Raw genomic sequence first — 21,071 nt, forward strand, 5'->3', positions numbered from 1 at the left:
GAACGGCCCGCCCCTCTTCCGATCCGGGGGCGGGCCGTTCATGCGTCTGACAGAGTGAGTGCGTGGCGAATTCGCGGTCCGGGGAGTCCGTCGCGCAACGGATCGTGCGCGTGCTCGAGACGTTCGACGTCGACCGCACGGCGCAGACACCCACGCAGATCGGGCGGCGCGCCGGACTGCCCTCCTCGACGGCGCACCGACTGATCGCGGAGCTCGTCGACAACGGCATCCTCGATCGAGACGAGGGCGGCCAGGTCCGGCTGGGGATGCACCTGTGGGAGCTGGCCCAGCGCGGCTCGCGGGCCCTCCGCCTGCGGCAGGCCGCGCTGCCGTTCATGGAGCGGGTGCAGTCCCGCCTGCGTGAGCACACGCAGCTCGCGGTCCTCGAGCAGGGTGAGACCCTGTTCCTCGAGCGGCTGTCCCATCCGGATGCCGTGTCGAACATCGCTCGGGTGGCCGGGCGCCTGCCCTTGCATGCGTCGTCGGCCGGACTGGTGTTGCTCGCCTTCGCGGATGAGGAACTCAGACGGCGGGTGCTGTCCGGGCCTCTGCCCGCGGTCTCGCCCGAGACTGTCACCGATCCTGAGGCCCTCCGGGCGATCCTCGCGCGGGTGCGGCGCGAGGGTGTGGTCGTGGCGCACGGGTATGTAGAGCCGGTGTCGACCGCGGTCGCCGTGCCCGTGCGAGAGCGCGGCCGAGTGGTCGCGGCCCTGTCGGCCGTGCTGCCGCGGGACGCTCCGACCGCCGGTGCAGCGGACGAGCTGCGACGCGCGTCCGCCGGCATCACGCGTGCGCTGGAGGAGCCGCCCGCCTGATTCCCGTTGAACGGGCACGTGATCGCGCCGGAGTGCGGCGGCATCCGACACTCGGAAGACGGACCCAGTGAGGACGCCGGCCGCTTCGAGGAGGAAGGGCACACCATGACCGAGCGCACCCAGGTTGCCATCGTCGGGGCCGGGCCCGCGGGCCTGCTGCTCTCGCACCTGCTGGATCGGGCGGGCATCGCGTCCATCGTGATCGACGCCCGCACGCGCGAGGAGATCGAGACGACCATCCGGGCCGGCATCCTCGAGCAGGGGACCGTCGAGGTCCTGTCCGAGAGCGGCGCCTCCGACCGCGTTCGGTCCGTCGGTCATCGCCACGAGGGCATCGAGCTGCGATTCGAGGGCGAGGGCCACCGCATCGACTTCGCCGCGACCGTGGGGCGCGCGGTGTGGCTCTATCCGCAGCACGAGGTGCTCAAGGACCTCGTCGCCGCGCGGCTCGCGGCCGTCCAGGACATCCGCTTCGGGGTGACCGCCGATGCCGTCGACGATGTCGAGACCGACCGGCCGCGCGTGCTCGCGACGGGCCCGGACGGCGAGCGGATCGAGATCGAGGCGGACGTGGTCGTGGGCGCCGACGGGTCGCGCGGCGTGACGCGGCAGGCGGTCACCGGCGCCCATGGCGGCTACTTCCGCGAGTACCCGTTCGCGTGGTTCGGCATCCTGTGCGAGGCGCCGCCCTCGGCCGACGAGCTGATCTACAGCAACTCACCCGCGGGCTTCGCGCTCATCAGCCAGCGCAGCGCCACCGTGCAGCGGATGTACTTCCAGTGCGACCCGGACGAGGATCCGGAGCGGTTCTCGGAGCGCGAGCTGTGGGACATGCTGCAGGAGCGCGTTCCCGGCACGACGCTGCACGAGGGGCCGATCTTCCAGCGCGACGTGCTGCGTTTCCGCAGCTTCGTCGCGCACCGCCTGCTGCGCGGACGGGTCGTGCTGGTCGGCGACGCCGCCCACACGGTGCCGCCCACCGGGGCCAAGGGGATGAACCTCGCCGTCGCGGACGTCGTCCTGCTCGCGGATGCGCTCCGAGCGCTCCTCCTCGAGGGCGACGACCGGCCGCTCGAGGCGTTCCCCGAGCGCGCCCTCGAGCGCATCTGGAAGGCCCAGCACTTCTCCTGGTGGATGACGAGCATGCTCCACGTGGCGCCGGATGCCAGCGACTTCGACCGCCGCCGGCAGGTGGGGGAGCTGCGCTCCGTGGTCGAGTCGGAGCACGGCCGCGCCTACCTCGCGGAGGCCTACACGGGGTGGTCGCTCGCGCGCTGAGCGGTCCGGCGAACCCGCACCCGTTCGCCGAGTCCGCGTCAGATCGCGCGTGGGGTCGGTGAGGGAGTGCGGGTTCGGCGAACGGCTGGCTCAGACCAGCAGCTGGTGGCGGGCGAGGTCGCGATACAGCGGCACGCTCGCCACCAGCTCGCTGTGGGTGCCCTGGCCGATCACGCGGCCGTGGTCGAGCACGATGATCCGGTCGCTGTCGACGACCGTCGACAGGCGGTGGGCGATCACGAGCAGCGTGCGGCCCTCGGCCACCGCGTCGATCGCGTCGCGCATGAGCTGCTCGTTGAGGCCGTCGAGCGACGAGGTCGACTCGTCGAGCAGCAGGACGGGCGGGGCGGCGAGCAGAGCCCGCGCGATCGCGAGGCGCTGGCGCTCGCCGCCCGACAGCATGACGCCGTCCTCGCCGACGGGGGTGTCGATCCCCAGCGGGCCGCGGTCGATCACCGAGCCGAGGTTCACGGCCCGCAGCACGCGCTCGCAGTCCGCGTCGCTCGCGTCGGGGGAAGCGAGGCGCAGGTTGTCGGCGAGCGTGCCGGCCAGCGTCGGGGCGTCCTGCTCGACGTAGCCGAACCGGGAGCGCAGCTCGGTGCGCGACAGCTCGCGCACGTCCTGGCCGTCCAGCTCGATGCGGCCCGAGATCGGGTCGTAGAACCGCTCGATCAGGGCGAGGATCGTGGACTTGCCTGCGCCGCTCGGGCCGACAAGCGCGACGCGCGCCCCGCGCGGCACCTCGAAGGTCACGCCCCGGAGCACGTCGCCGTGCGCGGCCTCGGCGCCCGCCTCCGCCTCGTCGACCGCGCTCTCGTCGAGCGGCAGGTGCGCCTCGAGGGCCTCCTTCGCGGCGCGCTCACGCGCCGCGACAGCGGCCTCCGGGTAGCGGAAGCGCACGTCGCGGAACGCCAGCGCCGGCGCGCCCTCGACCGGTGCGGCCGGACGCGGCTCGGGATCGGCCGCGGTCTCGTCGGGCAGGTCGAGGATCTCCTGGATGCGGCCCAGAGCGCCGAGGGCCTGGCCCACGCTCGTGATCGCGCCGAACGCGGAGGCGAGCGGCATCACGAGCAGGAACAGGAACATCACGAACGTCACGAGGCTGGACACCGACACGGCACCGGACGCCACGCGCATGCCGCCCACGCCCAGCACGACGAGCATCGACGCCTGCAGCGCGATCCCGGCGATCGGCACCACGAGCGCCGACGCGCGCGCGACCTCGACGCCCGCCTCGAACGCCTCCGTCGCCTTGGCCGCGACGGCGCGCTCTTCGCGGTCGGAGGCGCCCGCCGCGCGGATCGTCCGCACGGCGCCGATCGCCCGCTCGACGCCGCTGGTGAGCTCGCCGACGCGCGCCTGCTGCGCGGCCGTCGCGCGCCGCATCCGGCCGCTCAGCGACACGACCGCGAGCACGCTCAGCGCGAGCACGCCCACGATGCTGAGCAGCAGGATCGGGTCGATCACGAGCATCGCGATGAGCGCGCCGGCGAACAGCAGGATGCTGCCGACGCTGTCGGCGAGGCCCTGCGTGAGCACCGCGTAGAGCATCGTGGTGTCGGTGCCGACGCGCGAGACCAGGTCGCCCGTGCGGCGCGCGTCGAACTCGCCGATCGGCAGGTGGAGCAGGCGCGCGATCAATCGGCGCCGGCTCGACAGGACGACCGCGGTGCCGGTGCGCTGCAGCAGGTAGTGCTGGTACGCGCTGACCGCCGACGAGACGATCACGAAGGCGATCAGCGCCACGATCAGCAGCCCGAGGGGCTCGCTGTCCTGCACTCGCGCGATCACCTCGCCGATGAGGAGCGGCTGGATGAGGGTCGTCAGCGCCGCGATCACGCTCAGGATCGACACCCACACCAGCACGCGCTTGTGCTCGAACACGAACGGCAGCAGCTGGCGCACGGTGGCGCGGGGGCCGTCGTCCCTCGCGGGACGGGCGAACGGGCTGCGGCGCGGTGAATCGGACATCGTGTCCTATTCTCTCGCGACCGCAGCCCGCTCCGTTCCGCCTCTCAGTGCGCCATGGCCTTCAGCGCCTCCTCGTCGAGCACGGCGATCGAGCGGGTGTCCTGGAAGGCGCGGACACCCTCGATGCCCTGCTCGCGGCCGAAGCCCGACTGCTTCATGCCTCCGAACGGCGCGCGCAGGTCCAGGCGGGTGGCGCCGTGGTCGTTGACCCAGACGTAGCCGCACTGCAGCTGCGCGCCGATCCGCTGCGCGGTCCCCGGATCGGCCGTCCACACCGAGCCGCACAGGCCGCCCCAGGTGTCGTTGGCGGCGGCGATCGCCTCGTCCTCGGTGTCGAACGGGATGAGAGGGATCACGGGGCCGAACTGCTCCATGGTGACCACACGCAGCGACGGATCCGGATCGATCACGAGCGCCGGTCGCAGGAAGTTGCCGCCCGCGAGTTCGCCGCCGGGCAGCTCGCCGTACTCGCGCACCTCGGCCCCCGCGTCCTTCGCCTCCTGGATGATCTCCTCCACGAACGCCTTCTGCGCCGGCTGGTGCAGCGGGCCCATCGTGGTGCCCTCGTCGAGCCCGTAGCCGAGCTGCACCTTCTGCAGCCGCGCCTCGAGGCCGGCGACGAGCTCGTCCAGCCGCGAGCGGTGCACGTAGACGCGCTTGGCGTTCATGCAGATCTGGCCGGTCGTGTCGTAGATGGCCGCGAACAGCCGGTCGAGGTGCGTGTCGTCCAGGATGGCGTCCTCGGCCACGACCGCCGCGTCGTTGCCGCCCAGCTCGAGCGTCACGCGGGTCAGCGTCTTGGACGCCATCTCCATCATCCGCTTGCCGCCGTTGACGCTGCCGGTGAAGCACAGCTTCGCGACATCCGGGTTCTGGATGAGCCCCGCCATGTTCTCGTCCTTGCCGGTCACGATGTTGAGCACGCCCGGCGGCAGCTTCTCGGCCACGCGCTGCACGACGCGCGCCGTGGCGAGCGGGGCGGAGGGCGGCGGCTTCACGATCGCGGTGTTGCCCGCCAGGAGGGCGTGCGGCAGCGAGGCGCCGAGGATCGCGATCGGCCAGTTGAACGGCACGATGATCGTCGTCACGCCCAGCGGCTGGTAGCCGACCTGCGTCGTCACGGGGATGCCTGGTGCAGGCTCGAGCACCTTGCCCTGGTCGACCTCGTCCGCCAGGGCCAGCGCGAGGTTCCAGCGGATCTCGAATACGAGCGCGTCGATCCACGCCTCCATGCGGATCTTGCCGTTCTCCTGCGACAGGATGGCGGCGTCCTCGTCGCGGTCGTCCGCGATGCCGGCGATCGCGTCGGCCATGGCCTTGGCGCGCTCCTGCGCGGAGAGCGCGGACCACGCGGGGAACGCGGCCTTCGCGGCCGCCACCGCGTCGGCGACGTCCTGCGGCGACGCGGCCGCGGCCTCGCCGACCACCGCGCCCGGCTTGCCGGGGTCGGCGATCTTGAGCGTCTCTCCCGTGAACCGCTCCTCGCCGCCGATGTAGAGCCCGGTCCGTACGGCCGACTCGGTCGCCGTGCCGACGTCCGTGTCGTTCGCCGGGCCGGATGCCGCGTCCGTGCTGACCACGGCGTTCTCGGTGTCCGTCATGGGATCACTCACCTCTCTGTGGGATCGCGCTGGGGGGGTCACGCCGGCCGTCGAGCGCCGCGGCGTGTATCGCCCAGTCTCATCGGGGTCGCGCGGTACGACAAGGGTTGTCGCCAATATGTGGGACGATCCTGGCGGTTGCGGCGAGAATGAGCGGGAGGGGCATGGTCGCGCCCCGGAGACCGCGCGAGGAGGAAGCGTGCCGACCACCACCGAGCCGCAGACCGCGGGCGTCGAGGGCGCCGCCCGCCCCGCCGCCGCCGAACTGACCGACCGCATCCGCGAGGCCCTGCTGAGCGGCGACTTCGCGCCGCATCAGCGCCTGATCGAGGCCGACCTCAGCGACCGCTTCGAGGCCAGCCGCGCGTCCGTGCGGACCGCCCTGATGAACCTCGCGGGGGAGGGGCTGGTCGAACGGCTGCCCAACCGCGGAGCCCGCGTGCGCGCGATCACGGTCGATGAGGCCATCGAGATCGTCGAGGTGCGCATCGGGCTGGAGGTGCTGTGCGCGCGGAAGGCCGCCGAGAACCTCACCGAGGAGGACGCGTCGGGCCTCGTCGACCTGCGGGGGCGCATCCAGGCCGCCGTCGCGGCGGGCGATCTGGTCGGCTACGCGTCGCTGAACCAGGAGATGGACCGGCGCATCCGCGAGATCAGCGGTCATGCCACCGCGACGCGGCTGCTCGAGCGGCTCCTCGCGCAGTCCGCGCGTCACCAGTTCCGGCTGGCCTATCACCCCGGCCGGATCAACCAGTCCGCGCCGGAGCACATCGCGATCATCGACGCCGTGCTGGCTCGCGATCCGGACGCCGCGGCGGAGGCCACCCGCCGGCACCTCGAGGGCATCATCGCGCTGCTGTCCGACATGCGCTGATTCCCGCCGGGCGCCCGGTGGGGGGTTCCCGCCGGGCGCCCTTCGTCATCCGATCAGTCCTCGAACGTCTCGGCCTCCGCGTAGCCCTGGCCGTTGTAGCGCTGGACCACCACGGTCGACACGGCCGGCTGCCCATCCTGCGTCGTGTCGATCGACGTGCCCTCGAGCATCAGCGGCGCAGTGAAGCCCGAGATGCCCTGCAGCGCCTCCATGAAGCTCTCGCGCGTGGGCTCCTCCATCGCGGCGAACGCCTCCTGCAGCGTCGCGCCGACCATCCAGCTCCACATGCAGTGCGGGAAGTCGGGCGTCGTGGTGTAGTCGCCCGAGTGCTCCTCGAGCGCCGCGAGGAACGTCTTGACGTCCTCGTCCTCGGCGAACGCGGGGCTCTGGGGCGCCTTGGCGAACGACACCGAGTAGTAGCCGTGCTCGGGGTCGGCACCCGCCGGCCCGAGGATCGCCACGGGGCTCGACGTGTTCGACGGCAGGAACCAGCTCGGCTCCCAGTCGAGCTCGCGCGCCTTCTCGATCGACGAGATCACCAGCGGGGTGATCGACATGGCGTTGAAGAACACGTCCGCGTCGGTCGCGGCCAGCTCGGTCAGCTGCGCGTCGACCGAGGTGTCGGTCGCCTCGTACGTGAGCTCCTTCACGATCTCGATGTTGTCGGCGCCTTCGACGGCGGTCTTGAAGCCCTCGACGTAGCCGGCGCCGTAGTCGTCGTTCTGCGACAGGATGGCGACCGTGAGGTCCTCTCCCGACGAGGCCAGGAGCTCGCCGAACGCCTCGCCCTCGTTCTGGTAGATCGGCACGAAGCCGAGCTGCCACGGGCTCTCGGTGCGGTCGCTGAAGAGCGGGTCGCCCGTCATGACGAGCACCTGCGGCACCTCCTCCTCGATCGCGGCCTCGCGGTAGGCGCGGTTGGTGGGAGTGCCGAGGCCCGACGTGAACGCGAACACGTCCGCCTGGTTCTGCTGGAAGTTCGACAGCGCCTTCTGGGGGTCGTACGCGTCGTCGAACGCCTCGATGACGACCTCGCGCGTCTTGCCGTCGCCGAACTCGACCGGCCCGGTCTCGCCGAAGTAGGCGACGAGACCCGCGACCGTGCAGTTGCCCGGCCCGGCCGTCGCGCCGCTGAGCGGCGTCGTGACGCCCAGCGTGATGGTGTCGTCCGTGATGCCGGGGCTGGCGGCCGAGCCGCCGTCCCCGCCTCCGGTGCCGCCGCCGTCGGCGCCTCGCGCACAGCCGCCGAGGGCGAGCGCGAGGATGGCTCCGCCGGCGACGATGCCGAGGGCTCTGCTGCGCATGTCCATGCTGACCTTCTCTCTTGTGGGGGGTGGGGATTACGTGGGGGAGCCGGGTTCCTCCGGTGCATGCGCGCCGTGCTCGCCGCCGCGCCGGCGCAGCAGCCGACGGATCACGCGGGGCAGGCTCACCACGCCCCCGGGCAGGACGAACAGCACGACCAGCAGGATCGCGCCCTGCAGCAGCGAGGTGAGGGTCGCGTCGATCTCGTTCGTGACGTTGGGCACGAGCACGTAGTAGGCGCCGCCGATGAGCGAGCCGACGATGCTGGCCGCGCCGCCGATCACCATCGACGCGAGCAGGCTGATCGAGTGGTGGAACGCGAGCGTCTCGGGGGACGTGTACTGCACGACCACCATGTAGAGGAATCCGCTGACCCCGCCGATCATGGCGGCGATCGTGAACGCCATCACCTTGTAGCGGTACGGCGAGATGCCCATCGACGACGCGACCGCCTCGTTCTCCTTGACGATCGCGAGCGCCCGCCCGAACTTGCCGCGCACGAGATTGCGGATCAGGAGGAACACGACGGCCGTGATGAGCAGCACGAGGTAGTACTGCCACTGGTCGTTGGCGAGGCCCGACCAGTCGGGCGCGGAGGAGAACCGCGCCGACGTGCCCTGCGATCCGCCGGTCCACTCGGCCAGGCGCTTGGCGAGCGGGACGCCGATGATCGGCAGGGCGATCGTGACCATCGCGATCGCGAGTCCGCCCAGCCGCGCCGCCGCCAGCGCGACGACGTAGCCGGAGAGGCCGGGGAGGAGGACCGCGAGCGCGAACACGAGGAGGATGTTCCAGTCCTGGTTGACGCCGTACGCGGTGACGTAGGCGCCGAGGCCCAGGAAGAAGATCTGGCCCAGGGACACCTGGCCGGTGTAGCCCATGATGACGTTCAGGCCGAGGACGGCGACGGCGAAGACCCCGACCCGTGCGAGGGCCTGGTTGGTGGCGACGTCGAAGTTGAGCGGCGCGAGGATCAGCGCGAGCGCGATCAGCGCGCCGACCGCGATCCGCACCCAGCCCCTGCTCCACAGCATCTTGAGGCCCCCCATCAGACACGCACCACGGTCTTGCGCCCGAACAGGCCCTGCGGCCTGATCAGCAGCACGACGAAGAGCAGGATGAACGGCACGGCGATCTTGAGATCGTGGCCGATGAAGGGCACGTACACGGCGGCGAGGTTCTCCAGCACGCCGATCAGCCATGCCGCCACCACGACGCCGATCGGGCTCGAGGCCCCGCCGAGGATCACCGCCGCGAGCGCGTAGACGAGCGCGCCGTCGAGCATGCCCGGTGTGAGGGACAGGCGGGGCGCCACGAGCGCGCCCGCCACGGCGCCGAGCGCGGCCGCCAGGCCCCATCCGACCATGAGAAGCCGCCCTACCGGGAGGCCCGAGAAGGACGAGGACCGGGGGTTGTCCGCCACCGCGCGCAGCGCCAGCCCGACCTTGGTGCGCTGGAACAGCAGCTGGAGCAGCACCATGATCGCGGCGATGGTGAGGAACGTCCCCAGCGAGCGCCAGCTGATCGCAGCGCCCAGCAGCGGGAACGAGTCCGGCGGGAACAGCGACGGGAACTGCAGGTTGTTGTACGACCAGATCCAGCCGCACACGCCCGTGATGAGGGTGAGCAGGCCGATCGTCGCCACGACGGCGGTGTCGGGGTCGCCGCCCTCGAACCGCCGGATCAGGAAGCGCTCGACGACGGCGCCGAGGGCGAACGAGATCGCGACCGCCGCGAGGATCGCCAGTGGCAGGGGGAGGCCCAGGCCGAGGAAGGCGTACGCGAGGTAGCCCGACAGCACGGCCATCCCGCCCTGCGCGAAGTTGATCATGCCCGTGGACTGGTTGACGATGACGATCGCGAGCGCCAGCGCCGCGTAGATCGACCCCATGGCGAGGCCGTCGACGACGAGTTGGATGAAGGTGCCCACGTCAGCCTCCCAGGTACGCCCGGCGGATCTCGTCACGGCCCCTCAGCTCGGCCGACGTGCCGGTGAGCACACTGCGGCCGGTCTCGAGCACCGTGGCGGTGTCGACGATCCCGAAGGCGAGGTTCGCGTTCTGCTCGACCACGAGCATCGCGATGCCCGACTCGAGGCGCAGGCGCCGGATCGCGTCGTACACGTTCTTGGCGGTGCTGGGCGCCAGTCCGAGCGACGGCTCGTCGAGCAGCAGCAGGCGCGGCCTCGCCATGAAGGCGCGGCCCACCGCGAGCATCTGCTGCTCGCCGCCCGACAGCGCCGACGCGTTCGACCCGATGCGCTCGTGAAGATTGGGGAACAGGTCGAGCAGGTAGTCGATGTCGCCCGCGATCGCACGGCGGTCCTTGCGCAGGTATGCGCCGACCAGGAGGTTCTCGCGGACCGTCAGGTTGGGCAGCGTGCCGCGGCCCTCGGGCACGTGCGCGATTCCCCGGGCGGCGACCTGGTCGGGGCGCAGGCCGCGGATGCTCTGTCCGTCGAACACGATGCCTCCGCCCGTGCGCACCACGCCGCTGATCGCTCGCAGGGTCGTGGTCTTCCCGGCGCCGTTCGCGCCCAGGATGCCCACGGCCCCGCCGTCCGGCACGCTCAGCGACACCCCCTCGAGCACCTGCACGGGCCCGTACGAGGCGGTCACGTCGGTCAGCTCAAGCAGCGTCATCCGCCGCCTCCTTGCCGATGTAGGCCTCGATCACGCGGGGATCGGCCTGCGCCTCGGCCGCCGTGCCCTCCATGAGCTTGCGGCCGTGGTCGAGCACGACCACGCGGTCGGTGAGCGCGGAGATCAGGCCCATGTGGTGCTCGACGATCACGATCGTGATGTCCTCGTTCGCGCGCAGGTCCCGGACCGTCTCGATGAAGCGCTGCACCTCGCCGTGCGACAGGCCGGCGGCCGGCTCGTCCAGCAGCAGGAGACTCGGCCGCATCAGCAGCGCCCGGCACAGCTCGACGCCCTTGTGCAGGCCGTGCGAGAGCTCGTCCGCGGTGAGATGCGCGGCCCAGCCGAGGCGGTGCTTCTCGAGGAGCGCGAGTGCCTCCTCGCGCAGCTCCCGCTCACGCCGACCGGTCGGAGGCACGCGCAGGGACCAGGCCAGCGGGCCGGCCGGCAGGCGGGTGTGGCCGCCGAGCAGGACGTTCTCGAGCACGGTGGCGTGCAGCTGCAGCGCCGGGTGCTGGAACGTGCGCGCGAGGCCGTGGCCGGCCAGGCGTGACGGGTGCGATCCGCTGACCTCGGCGCCGTCGATCGCGATCGACCCGGATGAGGGGCGGTAGTGACCGCTGATGCAGTTGAACAGCGAGGTCTTGCCGGCGCCGTTCGGGCCCACGAGACCGAGGATCTCGCCGGGCTCGACCGTGAAGCCCACGTCGTGCAGCACCGTCACGCCGCCGAAGCGGAGGTTCACGTCCTGCAGGGTGAGTCGAGCGGCCATCGCTCCTGTCTCCTGTGCGTCGGGTCGGTCGTCCGGAGCGATCCCGCGGTTGTGCCGCGTCGGGTGGGAGCGTCGGTGCTCCGGTATCGGAAGGCTATGGACATAGGTACCTGGTGTCAACAATCGTGGCGCGAATCGTTACCGGGTCGTACATTGACGCCATGACGCGCATCGCGGTGATGGGGCTGGGCGAGGCGGGAAGCCGATACGCGCGGGGCCTCGCGGCCGCCGGCGCCGAGGTCGCGGGGTACGACCCCCACGTCGTCGTGCCGGGGGTGGGGCAGCGCGATCGGCTGGCGGAGTGCGTCGACGGCGCCGAGATCGTGCTCAGCCTGGTCGGAGCGCGGGCCTCCGTCGAGGCCGCGCGCGACGCGGTCGCGTGGATGGCGCCCGGGACCCTGCTCGCCGATCTCAACACGGCGGCGCTCGAGACCAAGCGCGCCGTGGCCGAGGTGGCCGCCGCGGCCGGCATGCGCGTGACCGACGTCGCCGTGCTGGCGCCTGTGCCGCGCGCGGACCACCGGACGCCGCTGCTCGCCAGCGGTGGCGCCGCGGAGGAGTTCGCGGAGCGGATGCGCCCGTTCGGCGTGCCGGTCGACGTCGTGCCGGGCGGCATCGGCGCCGCCGCCCGCCTGAAGCTGCTGCGGGCGACCTTCATGAAGGGGCTGGCCGCGCTCGTGCTCGAGAGCCTCGGCGCCGCGAGGGCCGCCGGCGCCGAGGGCTGGCTGCGCGCGCAGATCGCCGCCGAGCTGGGGCCCGACGGCGACGCGGTCGTGGACAGGCTGGTCGCCGGCACCTACACGCACGCCGAGCGACGCGAGCACGAGATGCGCGACGCCCTGGCGCTGCTCGACGAGGCCGGCGTGCCGGCGGACATGACGCGCTCGACGCATGCCTGGCTCCAGCGCATCCTCGCCGAGCGCGCCTGACCCGCCTCAGAGTGCGCCGGTCGAGCGCCAGCCGCCGTGGTACTCCGTGCGGGCGGTCTCCGCGTAGGGCACCGGGCTGACGACCGCGCGCACCTCGATCTGGTGGTGCGGCTCGACCGTGGTCTTGCCGGAGCCGCCGTCCGGCTCGCCCCAGATCACGCGGACCTCGGCGCCCTCCGGCACGTCGCGGTCCACGGTGGCGAGTGACAGGCCCCGCTTCTCGTTCGCCGTGACGCCGGTGAACAGGGAGAGCCCGACGACCTTGCCGTCCGCGTCGATCACGGAGTCGAAGTTGCTGGAGCCGTAGTTGGCGTTCGGCAGGTCGAAGAACTGGTAGCCGTCGCCGTCCCGGTCGAGGACCGTCGTGAGGATCTTGGCGAGGTCCTCGTCGTTCCACGCGAGCGTGACCTTGCGTCGCTGCCGTTCGGGCTCGATCTTCTCGAGGGCGTCGCGGCCGATGAAGTCGTGGTCGAACTTGACGAACGAGCCGTAGCCCAGCTCCCAGGGATTGAGGTAGTAGTCCTCGATGTCGTCCGAGACGAAGGATCCGGCGACCGCGTTGATCGCCTCGTAGCTCGTGACGGGCAGCCACTCGCGGTAGCGGCGCTCGGCCTCGCTCGAGTAGATCGCCGGCAGCGGGGAGGGGATCCATCCGGACTCGAGCGTGTTCGACGAGTAGGCGCGCGATCCGCACGGCTCGATCCCGAACTCGGCGCCCGCCTCGAGGATCGCGTCGCGGATCAGCATGTGGTCCTCGTACGGGCCCCACAGCTCGAGCCCGGGCGCGCCCGCCATGCCGTGGCGCAGGGTGCGGACCTGGCTGCCCGCGATCGGGAGGTGGCCCATGTGGAAGAACTTCACCTGCTCGAGCGCGCCGCCGTTCAGCTTCTCGATGATGTCCCACGCGCGCGGGCCCTGGATCTGGAAGCGGTAGCACTCCCGGTGGACGGCCTGGCCGTACGGGCGCGAGGGGGAGCGGTCGTCGTAGCGGAACTCGACGTCGTACCCGCCCGTCTCGGCGTGGAACTGCAGCCAGTTCGCGACCGGTGCGCGGCCGACGTACACGTAGTCCAGCTCGGCCTCGTGGAACAGGATGCCGTCGCCGATGACGCCGCCGTTCGAGGCGACCGGCACGAACTGCTTGGCCGTGTCGACCGGGAAGTTCGCGAAGCTGTTGATGCCGGTGTCGCTGAGCAGCCTCAGAGCGTCGGGGCCCGACAGGAAGAAGTTCACCATGTGGTGCGTCTGGTCGTAGAGGACCGCGGTCGTGCGCCAGGCCTTCTGCTCGCGCCGCCAGTTGCTGAACTCGCTGGGCACCACCGGGTAGATGTAGGTGCCGAGCCGGGAGTTCCGCAGCATCTCGACCGTGTCGCCGTGCTCGTCGAGCAGCTCCTGCAGGTTCTGCGCCATGAGGCTCCTTCGCCGTCGCGTCTGATGTCACCAGGATTGTAGACATTATCTTGACCACCGCACCAGGGGATGGTTCACTGGGCACGCGGAATGCATAATCCCGGGCCCCGAGATGAAACGGATCACCGCATGGCAGAGACAGAGCCGTCGCTTCTCGTCGTGAGTGCGCACGCCGGAGACTTCGTCTGGCGTGCGGGCGGGGCGATCGCCGCGGCCGCGCTGCGGGGCGAGCGCGCCACGGTCGTCTGCCTGTCCTACGGCGAGCGCGGCGAGTCCGCCAGCCAGTGGCTCGCGGGCAGGGCCCTCGACGAGATCAAGGCGGTCCGCCGCGAGGAGGCCGAGGCGGCCGCCGCGGCGCTGGGCGCCGACATCGAGTTCCTCGACCTGGGCGACTACCCGCTGATCGAGAGCCCCGAGGCCGTGCAGCGGCTGGTGGACGTCATGCGCCGCGTGCAGCCCACCGTCGTCCTCACGCACCCGCTGTCGGACCCGTACAACGGCGACCATCCCGCCGCCGCGCGGATGGCCCTGCAGGCCCGCGTGCTGGCGCAGGCGATCGGCGTGGCGAACTCCGACGGGACGTACCCCGCGAAGGACGAGATCATCGGGGCGCCGCCGGTCTTCTTCTTCGAGCCGCACCAGCCCGAGCAGTCCGACTTCAAGCCGAACGTGCTCCTCGACATCACCGAGGCCTTCCCCCGGAAGAAGGCGGCCATGGAGTGCCTGCCCGCCCAGAAGCACATGTGGGAGTACTACACCGCGCTCGCCGTGCGCCGCGGCGTGCAGGTCAGGCGCAACGCCGGGCCGAACCTGGGTCTGCCCCACGACACCATGGGCGAGGCGTACATGCGGTACTACCCGCAGGTCACCTCGGTCCTCGACTGAGGATCCGCATGAGCGCCCTCGGAGTGGTCGTCACCGACATCGCACGCGCCGACGCGGCGGTCGTCGACGCGCTCGCCGCGCACGGCGTCGCGACCGTGCACGAGGCGATCGGCCGCGTGGGACTGGCGGGCCCGTCGATCCGGCCCATCCAGCAGGGGGCGCGGGTGGCGGGCACGGCCGTGACCGTGCTCAGCTGGCCGGGGGACAACCTCATGATCCACGCCGCGATCGAGCAGTGCCGGGCCGGCGACCTCCTCGTCGTCGCGACCACCTCGCCGTCCACCGATGGCGCGTTCGGCGACCTGTTCGCCACCGCGCTCAAGGCCCGCGGCGTGCGAGGCCTCGTCACCGCGACCGGGGTGCGGGACACGCAGGAGCTGCGCGACATGGGCTTCCCCGCGTGGTCGAACGGCGTGCACTCCCAGGGGACCGTCAAGGCCACGGCCGGGTCGGTGAACGTGCCCGTCGTGATCGACGGGATGCTGGTCCATCCTGGCGACGTGGTGATCGCGGACGACGACGGCGTCGTATGCGTGCCGCGTGCCGGCGCGGAGACGGCGCTCGCCGCGGCCGACGCCCGCGTCGCGAAGGAGGACGCGGACCGTGCGGCCTACGGCAGCGGCGCCGAGCTCAGCCTCGACCGCAAGGGGCTGCGGCCGCTGCTCGCCGACCTCGGGGTCACGTACGTCTCGCAGGCCGAGTACGAGGGCTCGGATGGCCGCTGAACCCGGCATCCGCTGCCTGCTGATGCGCGGCGGCACTTCGAAGGGCGCGTACTTCCTGGCGTCCGATCTGCCGGCCGACGTCGCCGGGCGCGACGACCTGCTGATGCGGATCATGGGCACGCCCGACCCGCGGCAGATCGACGGGCTGGGCGGCGCGCATCCGCTCACCTCGAAGGTCGCCGTGGTCTCGCCGTCGGAGAGCCCGGACGCCCACGTCGACTACCTCTTCCTCCAGGTCGGGGTCGACGATGCCTTCGTGACCGACCGGCAGAACTGCGGCAACATCCTGGCCGGCGTCGGCCCGTTCGCCGTCGAGCGCGGACTCGTGCCGGCGGGCGGCGAGCGGACGAGCGTGCGCATCCGGATGGTCAACACCGGCGGGGTCGCGACCGCGACGTTCGCCACCCCGGGAGGGGTCGTCGACTACGACGGCGACCTGACCATCGACGGGGTGCCCGGCACGGCCGGCGCCATCACCCTCGACTTCGAGGGGACCGAGGGCTCATCCACGGGCGCGCTCTTCCCGACCGGCGCCGTCGCCGACGATGTCGACGGCGTCCTCGACGACTCCCCGCTCACCGTGACCTGCGTGGACAACGGGATGCCGACGGTGCTGATCCGCGCTGCCGACCTGGGGCTCGTCGGCACGGAGGCTCCCGCGGTCCTGGAGGCTGACACGGCGCTCAAGGAGCGGCTGGAGCGGCTGCGTCGCGCGGCCGCCGAGCGGATGGGGCTCGGCGACGTGTCTGAGGCGACCGTGCCGAAGCTGGTGCTCCTGAGCGAACCGCGCCGCGGCGGCGCGATCGCGACGCGGAGCTTCCTGCCCCACCGCGTGCACACATCGATCGGCGTGCTGGGCGCGCTCACCGTCGCGGCGGGTGTGCTGGCGGAGGGATCCATCGGCCATGCGCTCGGCCGGATCCCCGACCCCGGTCGCCCCTTCGTCGTGGAGCATCCCACGGGGCACTTCGACGTCGACGTGGCGCTGACCCGCGGCCCCGACGGCGCCGCCCACGTGATGCGCTCGGCGGCGCTGCGCACGGCCCGCCGCATCTTCGACGGAACCGTGTACCCCCGGCCCCGCACCTGAGCCCCGGCTGTCAGAGAGGACACCACATGACAGACTCCACCGTCTTCGACGTCGCGCACCTCGCCAACGTCGAGCTGTTCACGCCCGAGTTCGAGAAGAGCCGATGGTTCTTCGAGGAGCTGCTCGCGATGCGCGTCGTCGCCGAGCACGGCGACTCCGTGTACCTGCGCACGTGGGACGACTACGAGCTCTACACGATCAAGCTCACCGCGCGGGAGCAGGCCGGGGTCGGGCGCACGTCGTTCCGCGCCATCAGCCAGGAGGCGCTCGTGCGACGCGTCGCGGCGATCGAGGAGATGGGGCTCGGAGACGGTTGGGTCGACGGCGAGGTGGGTACCGGCCCGACCTACCGGTTCCACGACCCCGACGGCCACGAGATGGCGATCTACTACGAGACCGAGCGCTACGTCGCAGGCGACGAGGACCGCCCCGCGCTCAAGAACCAGGCCTCGCGGTTCCCCGGGCGCGGCGTCAACGCCCGCCGCATCGACCACATCAACTACCTCGCCAAGGACGTCGAGGCCAACGGCGAGTTCCTCGCGAAGGCGCTCGGGATGCGGGAGTCCGAGCGCATCCGGCTCGACAACGGCCGCTTCGCGGCGTGGTGGTTCCACTTCTCGCTCAAGTCGTACGACGTCGTCTACAGCGACGACTGGACCAAGCACGGCAACCGCCTGCACCACATCGCGTTCGCGCCCGACACGCGCGAGGACATCCTGAAGGCGGCCGACATCTTCCTCGAGAACGGCATCCACATCGAGTCGGGCCCGCACAAGCACGCCATCAACCAGACGTTCTTCCTGTACGTGTGGGAGCCGGGCGGCAACCGGATCGAGTTCGCCAACGCCGGTGCGCGCCTGCTGTTGGACCCCGACCAGCCGGTCGTGGAATGGTCGGAGGCCGAGCGCCGCAAGGGCCAGGCCTGGGGCATGAAGACCATCGAGACCTTCCACACCCACGGCACGCCTCTTGTTTAGAAGCGGTCGCACGCGTGCGGGCGCCCCTTCGGGGGCCCTTCGCGAGCAAGGAACGTCGCTTCGCTCCGTTCGGCAGCGCTTCGCGCTGCGATTGGTCGCTTCGCTCCACGCTCGCTTCGCTCGCACGGCGGTAAGTGAGCAGGGTGTGTATTGGTCGTTGAGCGGAGGCGCGCCAGCGCCGGAGTCGAAACGGGCTGAGCGAGCGGAGCGAGTCGAAGCCGACGCTCCGGTTCCGTTGGTCGTTGAGCGGAGGCGCGCCGGCGCCGGAGTCGAAACGGGCTGAGCGAGCGGAGCGAGTCGAAGCCCGACGACGAAGCGTCACCAGATGACGGCGAGCCCCGCGTTCAGCAGCGTGAGGGCGCCGATCAGCCAGAAGAACGCCGGCGGCACCGGGCTGCCCTTCTTGGCCCGGCTGGTGCTGATGCCGATCAGCGCGCCGATGATCACGAGAACGACCAGCTTGATGCCGATCTTCATGTAGTTCAGCTCGCCGTCGCCCAGGCCCCACGGCGCCGACAGCACGAGGCCGGCCAGGAATGCGAGGCCGAGGCCCGCGTTCATGAGGGGCGTCGCCTGGTACCGCTTCGCCGCGGCCTCCACGGCCCACGACCCGAACAGGATCGCGAAGCCGGCCAGGTGCACCAGAACGACGATGTCGCGCAGAGTCTCGAGGAAGTCCATGCCCTCACGCTATCGCGGTCGTCGTGGTCGGTCACCGGCCCATCCGCCCCCGCCCGGGCGTAGCGTCGGAGCATGACGGTGCGCGAGACGGATGTGGTGGTGATCGGGGCCGGGCCGGTCGGCGAGAACGTGGCCGACCGGGCCGTGCGAGGCGGGCTCGAGGCGGTGATCGTCGAACGGGAGCTGGTCGGCGGCGAGTGCTCGTACTGGGCGTGCATGCCCTCCAAGGCGCTGCTGCGCCCTGGCGCAGCCCTGCGGGCGGCGCGAGCGGTGCGGGGCCTCAGCGGCGGGGAGCTCGACCCGGCCGAGGTGCTGCGACGGCGCGACGCGTTCGCGGCCGAGTGGGACGACTCGGGTCAGGTGCGCTGGCTCACGGGCGCAGGCATCGACTTGATCCGCGGGCGGGGCCGCGTCGCGGGGGAGCGGCGGGTCGTGGTCGAGGGCGACGGCGGCGACGTCGAGCTGGTCGCGCGGCATGCCGTCGTGGTCGCGACCGGGAGCGAGCCGCACATCCCCGACATCCCGGGGCTGCGCGACGCGCGCCCGTGGGGCAGCCGCGAGGCGACGTCGGCCCGGGCCGTGCCCGCGCGCCTGGCGGTGATCGGCGGCGGGGTCGTCGCGGTCGAGGTGGCCACCGTGTTCGCGGATCTCGGCAGCGAGGTGACGCTCCTCTCGCGCAGCCCCCTGCTCCACGAGCTCGAGCCGTTCGCGGGGGAGGCCGTGCGCGACGCCCTGCGCGAGCGCGGCGTCCAGGTGCGGGAGGACGCACAGCCGGCGGAGATCGCCCGCACGGACGACGGCGCCGTGCGCATCCGGCTCGAGGACGGCGACCTGCTCGCCGACGAGGTCGTCGCCGCGACCGGCCGGCGACCGCGCCTGGACGGCATCGGCCTCGACGAGCTGCTCGACGACCGCGGTCGCCTCGGCGTCGACGACACGATGCGGGTGCGCGGATCCGACTGGCTCTACGCCGTGGGCGACGCGGCCGGGCGGGTCCTCCTCACCCACCAGGGCAAGTACGAGGCGCGCGCGGCTGGGGACGCGATCGCGGCCCGCGCCCGCGGCGAGCGGGTCGACGACGCGCCGTGGGGCCGGCACGTCGCGACGGCCGACCACGCGGCCGTGCCGCAGGTGGTCTTCACCGACCCGGAGGTCGCCTCGGCCGGTCTGACCGCGGCCCAGGCCGAGGAACGGGGCCTGCGCATCCGGGTGGTCGACTACGAGCTCGGCGACGTGGCGGGCGCGGGGCTGATCGCCGACGACTACGCGGGCCGGGCGCGCGCGGTGGTCGACGAGGATCGCGGCGTGCTCGTCGGCGTCACGCTCGTGGGGCCGGGCGTGGGGGAGCTCATCCACGCCGCGACGATCGCGATCGCGGGCGAGGTGCCGCTCTCGCGGCTGTGGCACGCGGTGCCGGCGTACCCCACGCTCAGCGAGTTCTGGCTGCGGCTGCTCGAGGGCTACGGCCTCTGACGCCGGAGAAGAGGCGAGGCCCCACGGATGATCCGAGGGGCCTCGCCGATGCGCGGGAGATCAGGGAAGGATCTCGACGGCGTCGTAGTCGACGTCCTTGGTCTCGCGCGACAGGATCAGCGCCACGAGCGTGAGGACGCCCGCGCCCGAGAGGTACAGGCCCACGAGCCACGGGTTGCCGCCGCCGGCCGCCCACAGCACGACCGCGACCATCGGCGCCAGGGCGGCACCCAGGATCGAGGACACGTTGTACGCGACGGCCGAGCCGGTGTAGCGGACATGGGTCGGGAACAGCTCGGGCAGCAGCGCGCCCATGGGGCCGAACGTCGAGCCCATCAGCGCGAAGCCGAGGATCAGGAAGAAGATCACCAGCGGGCCGGTCGCGGCGCCCTGCGGCAGCAGGAACACCGGGAAGAGGGCACCGAACACGATGATCCCGATCGTGACCGCGATGAGCACCTTGCGGCGACCGAGGCGGTCGGCGAGCGGGCCGGCCACGATCGTGAAGATGCCGAAGAACACGACGCCGACGATCTGCATCAGGACGAACTCAACGTAGGTGAAGCCGAGACCGGGCACCCACGGGCCGCTCGCGGCGGCGTCGTAGCCCTCGGGGGCGGCCTGCGCCTTGGTGCCGTACGACAGCATGAAGCTCGTCAGCAGGTAGAACAGCACGTAGGTCGCCAGCATGATGAACGTGCCGAGGATGAGCTGCTTCCAGTAGCGGCGGAACGTCTCGCCGAGCGGGAAGCGCTTGATCGCGCCCTGCTTCTGCGCCTTCTCGAAGCTGGCCGACTCGACGAGCTTCAGGCGGACCCAGAGGCCCACGATGACCATGACGGCCGAGAACAGGAACGGGATGCGCCAGCCCCACGCGAGGAACGCCTCCGAGGGGGCGCCGTTCTCGCCGGGCATCGAGAAGTTGATGATCAGGAACAGGCCGTTGGCGATGATGAAGCCGATGGGCGCGCCCAGCTGCGGGAACGTGCCGTACAGCGCGCGCTTGCCCGCCGGGGCGTTCTCGGTCGCGACGAGCGCGGCGCCCGACCACTCGCCGCCGAGCGCGAAGCCCTGCGCGAGGCGCATGATCAGCAGCAGGAACGCGGCGAACCAGCCGATGGTCTGGAAGGTCGGCAGCAGGCCGATCAGGAACGTCGCGATCCCCATGGTCAGCAGCGACGCGACGAGCGTCGCCTTGCGGCCGAAGCGGTCGCCGAAGTGACCGAACACGATCGCGCCGATCGGGCGGGCGACCATGGCGGCGCCGAACGTCGCGAACGAGGCGAGCAGCGCGGTCGTGGGGTTCCCGGTGGGGAAGAAGAGCGCGGGGAACACGAGCACGGCGGCCGTGGCGTACGCGTAGAAGTCGTAGAACTCGATCGTGGTGCCGACCAGGCTCGCGGTGATCACGCGCGAGCGCGAGTTCACCGGCTGGGAGGCGGGACCCGAGGGGGTCTGAACAGCGGTGGTCATGGACATGCCTGTCTGAGGTGACGGAACGGACGGGTATCGCACGGCCCTCTCGGCCGCAATGCAAACCCAAAGTCTATGCGCGTAGGGATGTCACTTTCGCTCGGTTCAGCGGATCGTCATCCGCTCGCACTGAGCACTTCGCACAACGATGAGTGAAGGCCCCGCAGATCTGT

19 protein-coding genes are annotated in these 21,071 nt (G+C 71.6%); 9 read left to right on the forward strand and 10 right to left on the reverse strand.

The window, feature by feature from the left end; translation table 11 throughout:
• Positions 1–62 precede the first annotated feature (62 nt).
• Together B5M43_RS15300 and B5M43_RS06230 are read left to right on the forward strand one after the other, a co-directional pair.
• On the forward strand, positions 63–815 hold the full coding sequence (locus B5M43_RS15300) for an IclR family transcriptional regulator (RefSeq protein WP_134746950.1): 753 nt from the start codon (positions 63–65) through the stop codon (positions 813–815).
• Positions 816–920: 105 nt separating this feature from the next.
• Positions 921–2,093 carry a 4-hydroxybenzoate 3-monooxygenase gene (locus tag B5M43_RS06230; RefSeq protein ID WP_134746952.1) on the forward strand — a complete coding sequence of 391 codons (1,173 nt, stop codon included), beginning with the start codon at positions 921–923 and terminating at the stop codon, positions 2,091–2,093.
• A gap of 90 nt (positions 2,094–2,183) precedes the next feature.
• Here B5M43_RS06230 and B5M43_RS06235 read toward each other — a convergent pair whose 3' ends face one another.
• Positions 2,184–4,064 carry an ABC transporter ATP-binding protein gene (locus B5M43_RS06235; protein ID WP_134746954.1) on the reverse strand — a complete coding sequence of 627 codons (1,881 nt, stop codon included), beginning with the start codon at positions 4,062–4,064 and terminating at the stop codon, positions 2,184–2,186.
• Positions 4,065–4,108: 44 nt separating this feature from the next.
• Positions 4,109–5,665 (reverse strand): aldehyde dehydrogenase family protein, encoded by a 1,557-nt coding sequence (locus tag B5M43_RS06240; RefSeq protein WP_082543048.1) that lies wholly within the window; start codon positions 5,663–5,665, stop codon positions 4,109–4,111.
• A 199-nt stretch (positions 5,666–5,864) separates the two neighbouring features.
• Here B5M43_RS06240 and B5M43_RS06245 point away from each other — a divergent pair, with 199 nt between their 5' ends.
• The gene (locus B5M43_RS06245; RefSeq protein WP_230667722.1) at positions 5,865–6,539 is read left to right on the forward strand and encodes a GntR family transcriptional regulator; all 675 of its coding nucleotides are present in this window, start codon (positions 5,865–5,867) and stop codon (positions 6,537–6,539) included.
• 53 nt (positions 6,540–6,592) lie between these two features.
• Here B5M43_RS06245 and B5M43_RS06250 read toward each other — a convergent pair whose 3' ends face one another.
• The 5 genes from B5M43_RS06250 to B5M43_RS06270 are packed head-to-tail and all read right to left on the reverse strand — an operon-like array spanning position 6,593 to position 11,255.
• Positions 6,593–7,849, reverse strand: a complete 1,257-nt coding sequence (locus tag B5M43_RS06250; RefSeq protein ID WP_055990505.1) for an ABC transporter substrate-binding protein — start codon at positions 7,847–7,849, stop codon at positions 6,593–6,595.
• Positions 7,850–7,879: 30 nt separating this feature from the next.
• Complete coding sequence (locus B5M43_RS06255; RefSeq protein WP_167626827.1) at positions 7,880–8,878, reverse strand: branched-chain amino acid ABC transporter permease; 999 nt, start codon at positions 8,876–8,878, stop codon at positions 7,880–7,882.
• Positions 8,879–8,892: 14 nt separating this feature from the next.
• Positions 8,893–9,774 carry a branched-chain amino acid ABC transporter permease gene (locus B5M43_RS06260; protein WP_156377135.1) on the reverse strand — a complete coding sequence of 294 codons (882 nt, stop codon included), beginning with the start codon at positions 9,772–9,774 and terminating at the stop codon, positions 8,893–8,895.
• A gap of 1 nt (position 9,775) precedes the next feature.
• On the reverse strand, positions 9,776–10,486 hold the full coding sequence (locus tag B5M43_RS06265; protein WP_134745444.1) for an ABC transporter ATP-binding protein: 711 nt from the start codon (positions 10,484–10,486) through the stop codon (positions 9,776–9,778).
• Positions 10,473–11,255 carry an ABC transporter ATP-binding protein gene (locus B5M43_RS06270; RefSeq protein ID WP_055990499.1) on the reverse strand — a complete coding sequence of 261 codons (783 nt, stop codon included), beginning with the start codon at positions 11,253–11,255 and terminating at the stop codon, positions 10,473–10,475. Before B5M43_RS06270 ends, B5M43_RS06265 begins: the two co-directional genes overlap by 14 nt.
• 161 nt (positions 11,256–11,416) lie before the next feature.
• Here B5M43_RS06270 and B5M43_RS06275 point away from each other — a divergent pair, with 161 nt between their 5' ends.
• Positions 11,417–12,184: a DUF1932 domain-containing protein gene (locus B5M43_RS06275; protein ID WP_055990497.1), complete on the forward strand. Its 768-nt coding sequence runs from the start codon at positions 11,417–11,419 to the stop codon at positions 12,182–12,184.
• Between the two features lie 6 nt (positions 12,185–12,190).
• Here B5M43_RS06275 and B5M43_RS06280 read toward each other — a convergent pair whose 3' ends face one another.
• Positions 12,191–13,594: an aminomethyl transferase family protein gene (locus B5M43_RS06280; RefSeq protein ID WP_134745443.1), complete on the reverse strand. Its 1,404-nt coding sequence runs from the start codon at positions 13,592–13,594 to the stop codon at positions 12,191–12,193.
• Positions 13,595–13,723: 129 nt separating this feature from the next.
• Here B5M43_RS06280 and B5M43_RS06285 point away from each other — a divergent pair, with 129 nt between their 5' ends.
• Genes B5M43_RS06285 through B5M43_RS06300 form a run of 4 tightly spaced genes read left to right on the forward strand, consistent with a single transcriptional unit; the run spans position 13,724 to position 17,271 of the window.
• Complete coding sequence (locus B5M43_RS06285) at positions 13,724–14,479, forward strand: PIG-L deacetylase family protein (protein ID WP_055990493.1); 756 nt, start codon at positions 13,724–13,726, stop codon at positions 14,477–14,479.
• A gap of 8 nt (positions 14,480–14,487) precedes the next feature.
• Complete coding sequence (locus B5M43_RS06290; RefSeq protein ID WP_055990491.1) at positions 14,488–15,204, forward strand: 4-carboxy-4-hydroxy-2-oxoadipate aldolase/oxaloacetate decarboxylase; 717 nt, start codon at positions 14,488–14,490, stop codon at positions 15,202–15,204.
• A complete protein-coding gene (locus tag B5M43_RS06295; protein WP_055990488.1) occupies positions 15,194–16,294 on the forward strand; it encodes a 4-oxalomesaconate tautomerase in 1,101 nt (366 codons plus the stop codon). The genes B5M43_RS06290 and B5M43_RS06295 overlap by 11 nt, the downstream gene beginning before the upstream one ends.
• 26 nt (positions 16,295–16,320) lie before the next feature.
• Positions 16,321–17,271, forward strand: coding sequence for a VOC family protein (locus B5M43_RS06300; RefSeq protein ID WP_055990485.1), 951 nt, complete (start codon positions 16,321–16,323; stop codon positions 17,269–17,271).
• Positions 17,272–17,589: 318 nt separating this feature from the next.
• Here the strand turns inward: B5M43_RS06300 and B5M43_RS06305 are convergent, their stop codons facing one another.
• On the reverse strand, positions 17,590–17,952 hold the full coding sequence (locus tag B5M43_RS06305; RefSeq protein WP_055990483.1) for a hypothetical protein: 363 nt from the start codon (positions 17,950–17,952) through the stop codon (positions 17,590–17,592).
• Positions 17,953–18,024: 72 nt separating this feature from the next.
• Here B5M43_RS06305 and B5M43_RS06310 point away from each other — a divergent pair, with 72 nt between their 5' ends.
• Positions 18,025–19,425 carry an NAD(P)/FAD-dependent oxidoreductase gene (locus B5M43_RS06310; protein WP_134745442.1) on the forward strand — a complete coding sequence of 467 codons (1,401 nt, stop codon included), beginning with the start codon at positions 18,025–18,027 and terminating at the stop codon, positions 19,423–19,425.
• A gap of 60 nt (positions 19,426–19,485) precedes the next feature.
• Here B5M43_RS06310 and B5M43_RS06315 read toward each other — a convergent pair whose 3' ends face one another.
• Positions 19,486–20,898 (reverse strand): MFS transporter, encoded by a 1,413-nt coding sequence (locus tag B5M43_RS06315; RefSeq protein WP_055990477.1) that lies wholly within the window; start codon positions 20,896–20,898, stop codon positions 19,486–19,488.
• Between the last annotated feature and the right edge of the window lie 173 nt (positions 20,899–21,071).

The organism is Microbacterium sp. MEC084, assembly GCF_004514465.2.
Classification (GTDB): domain Bacteria; phylum Actinomycetota; class Actinomycetes; order Actinomycetales; family Microbacteriaceae; genus Microbacterium.

Coding starts and splice junctions, on each gene's coding strand:
- B5M43_RS06230 (WP_134746952.1), top strand. CDS start 921: ATGACCGAGCGCACCCAGGTTGCCATCGTCGGGGCCGGGCCCGCGGGC.
- B5M43_RS06235 (WP_134746954.1), bottom strand. CDS start 4,064: ATGTCCGATTCACCGCGCCGCAGCCCGTTCGCCCGTCCCGCGAGGGAC.
- B5M43_RS06240 (WP_082543048.1), bottom strand. CDS start 5,665: ATGACGGACACCGAGAACGCCGTGGTCAGCACGGACGCGGCATCCGGC.
- B5M43_RS06250 (WP_055990505.1), bottom strand. CDS start 7,849: ATGGACATGCGCAGCAGAGCCCTCGGCATCGTCGCCGGCGGAGCCATC.
- B5M43_RS06255 (WP_167626827.1), bottom strand. CDS start 8,878: ATGCTGTGGAGCAGGGGCTGGGTGCGGATCGCGGTCGGCGCGCTGATC.
- B5M43_RS06265 (WP_134745444.1), bottom strand. CDS start 10,486: ATGACGCTGCTTGAGCTGACCGACGTGACCGCCTCGTACGGGCCCGTG.
- B5M43_RS06270 (WP_055990499.1), bottom strand. CDS start 11,255: ATGGCCGCTCGACTCACCCTGCAGGACGTGAACCTCCGCTTCGGCGGC.
- B5M43_RS06275 (WP_055990497.1), top strand. CDS start 11,417: ATGACGCGCATCGCGGTGATGGGGCTGGGCGAGGCGGGAAGCCGATAC.
- B5M43_RS06280 (WP_134745443.1), bottom strand. CDS start 13,594: ATGGCGCAGAACCTGCAGGAGCTGCTCGACGAGCACGGCGACACGGTC.
- B5M43_RS06285 (WP_055990493.1), top strand. CDS start 13,724: ATGGCAGAGACAGAGCCGTCGCTTCTCGTCGTGAGTGCGCACGCCGGA.
- B5M43_RS06290 (WP_055990491.1), top strand. CDS start 14,488: ATGAGCGCCCTCGGAGTGGTCGTCACCGACATCGCACGCGCCGACGCG.
- B5M43_RS06295 (WP_055990488.1), top strand. CDS start 15,194: ATGGCCGCTGAACCCGGCATCCGCTGCCTGCTGATGCGCGGCGGCACT.
- B5M43_RS06300 (WP_055990485.1), top strand. CDS start 16,321: ATGACAGACTCCACCGTCTTCGACGTCGCGCACCTCGCCAACGTCGAG.
- B5M43_RS06305 (WP_055990483.1), bottom strand. CDS start 17,952: ATGGACTTCCTCGAGACTCTGCGCGACATCGTCGTTCTGGTGCACCTG.
- B5M43_RS06310 (WP_134745442.1), top strand. CDS start 18,025: ATGACGGTGCGCGAGACGGATGTGGTGGTGATCGGGGCCGGGCCGGTC.
- B5M43_RS06315 (WP_055990477.1), bottom strand. CDS start 20,898: ATGACCACCGCTGTTCAGACCCCCTCGGGTCCCGCCTCCCAGCCGGTG.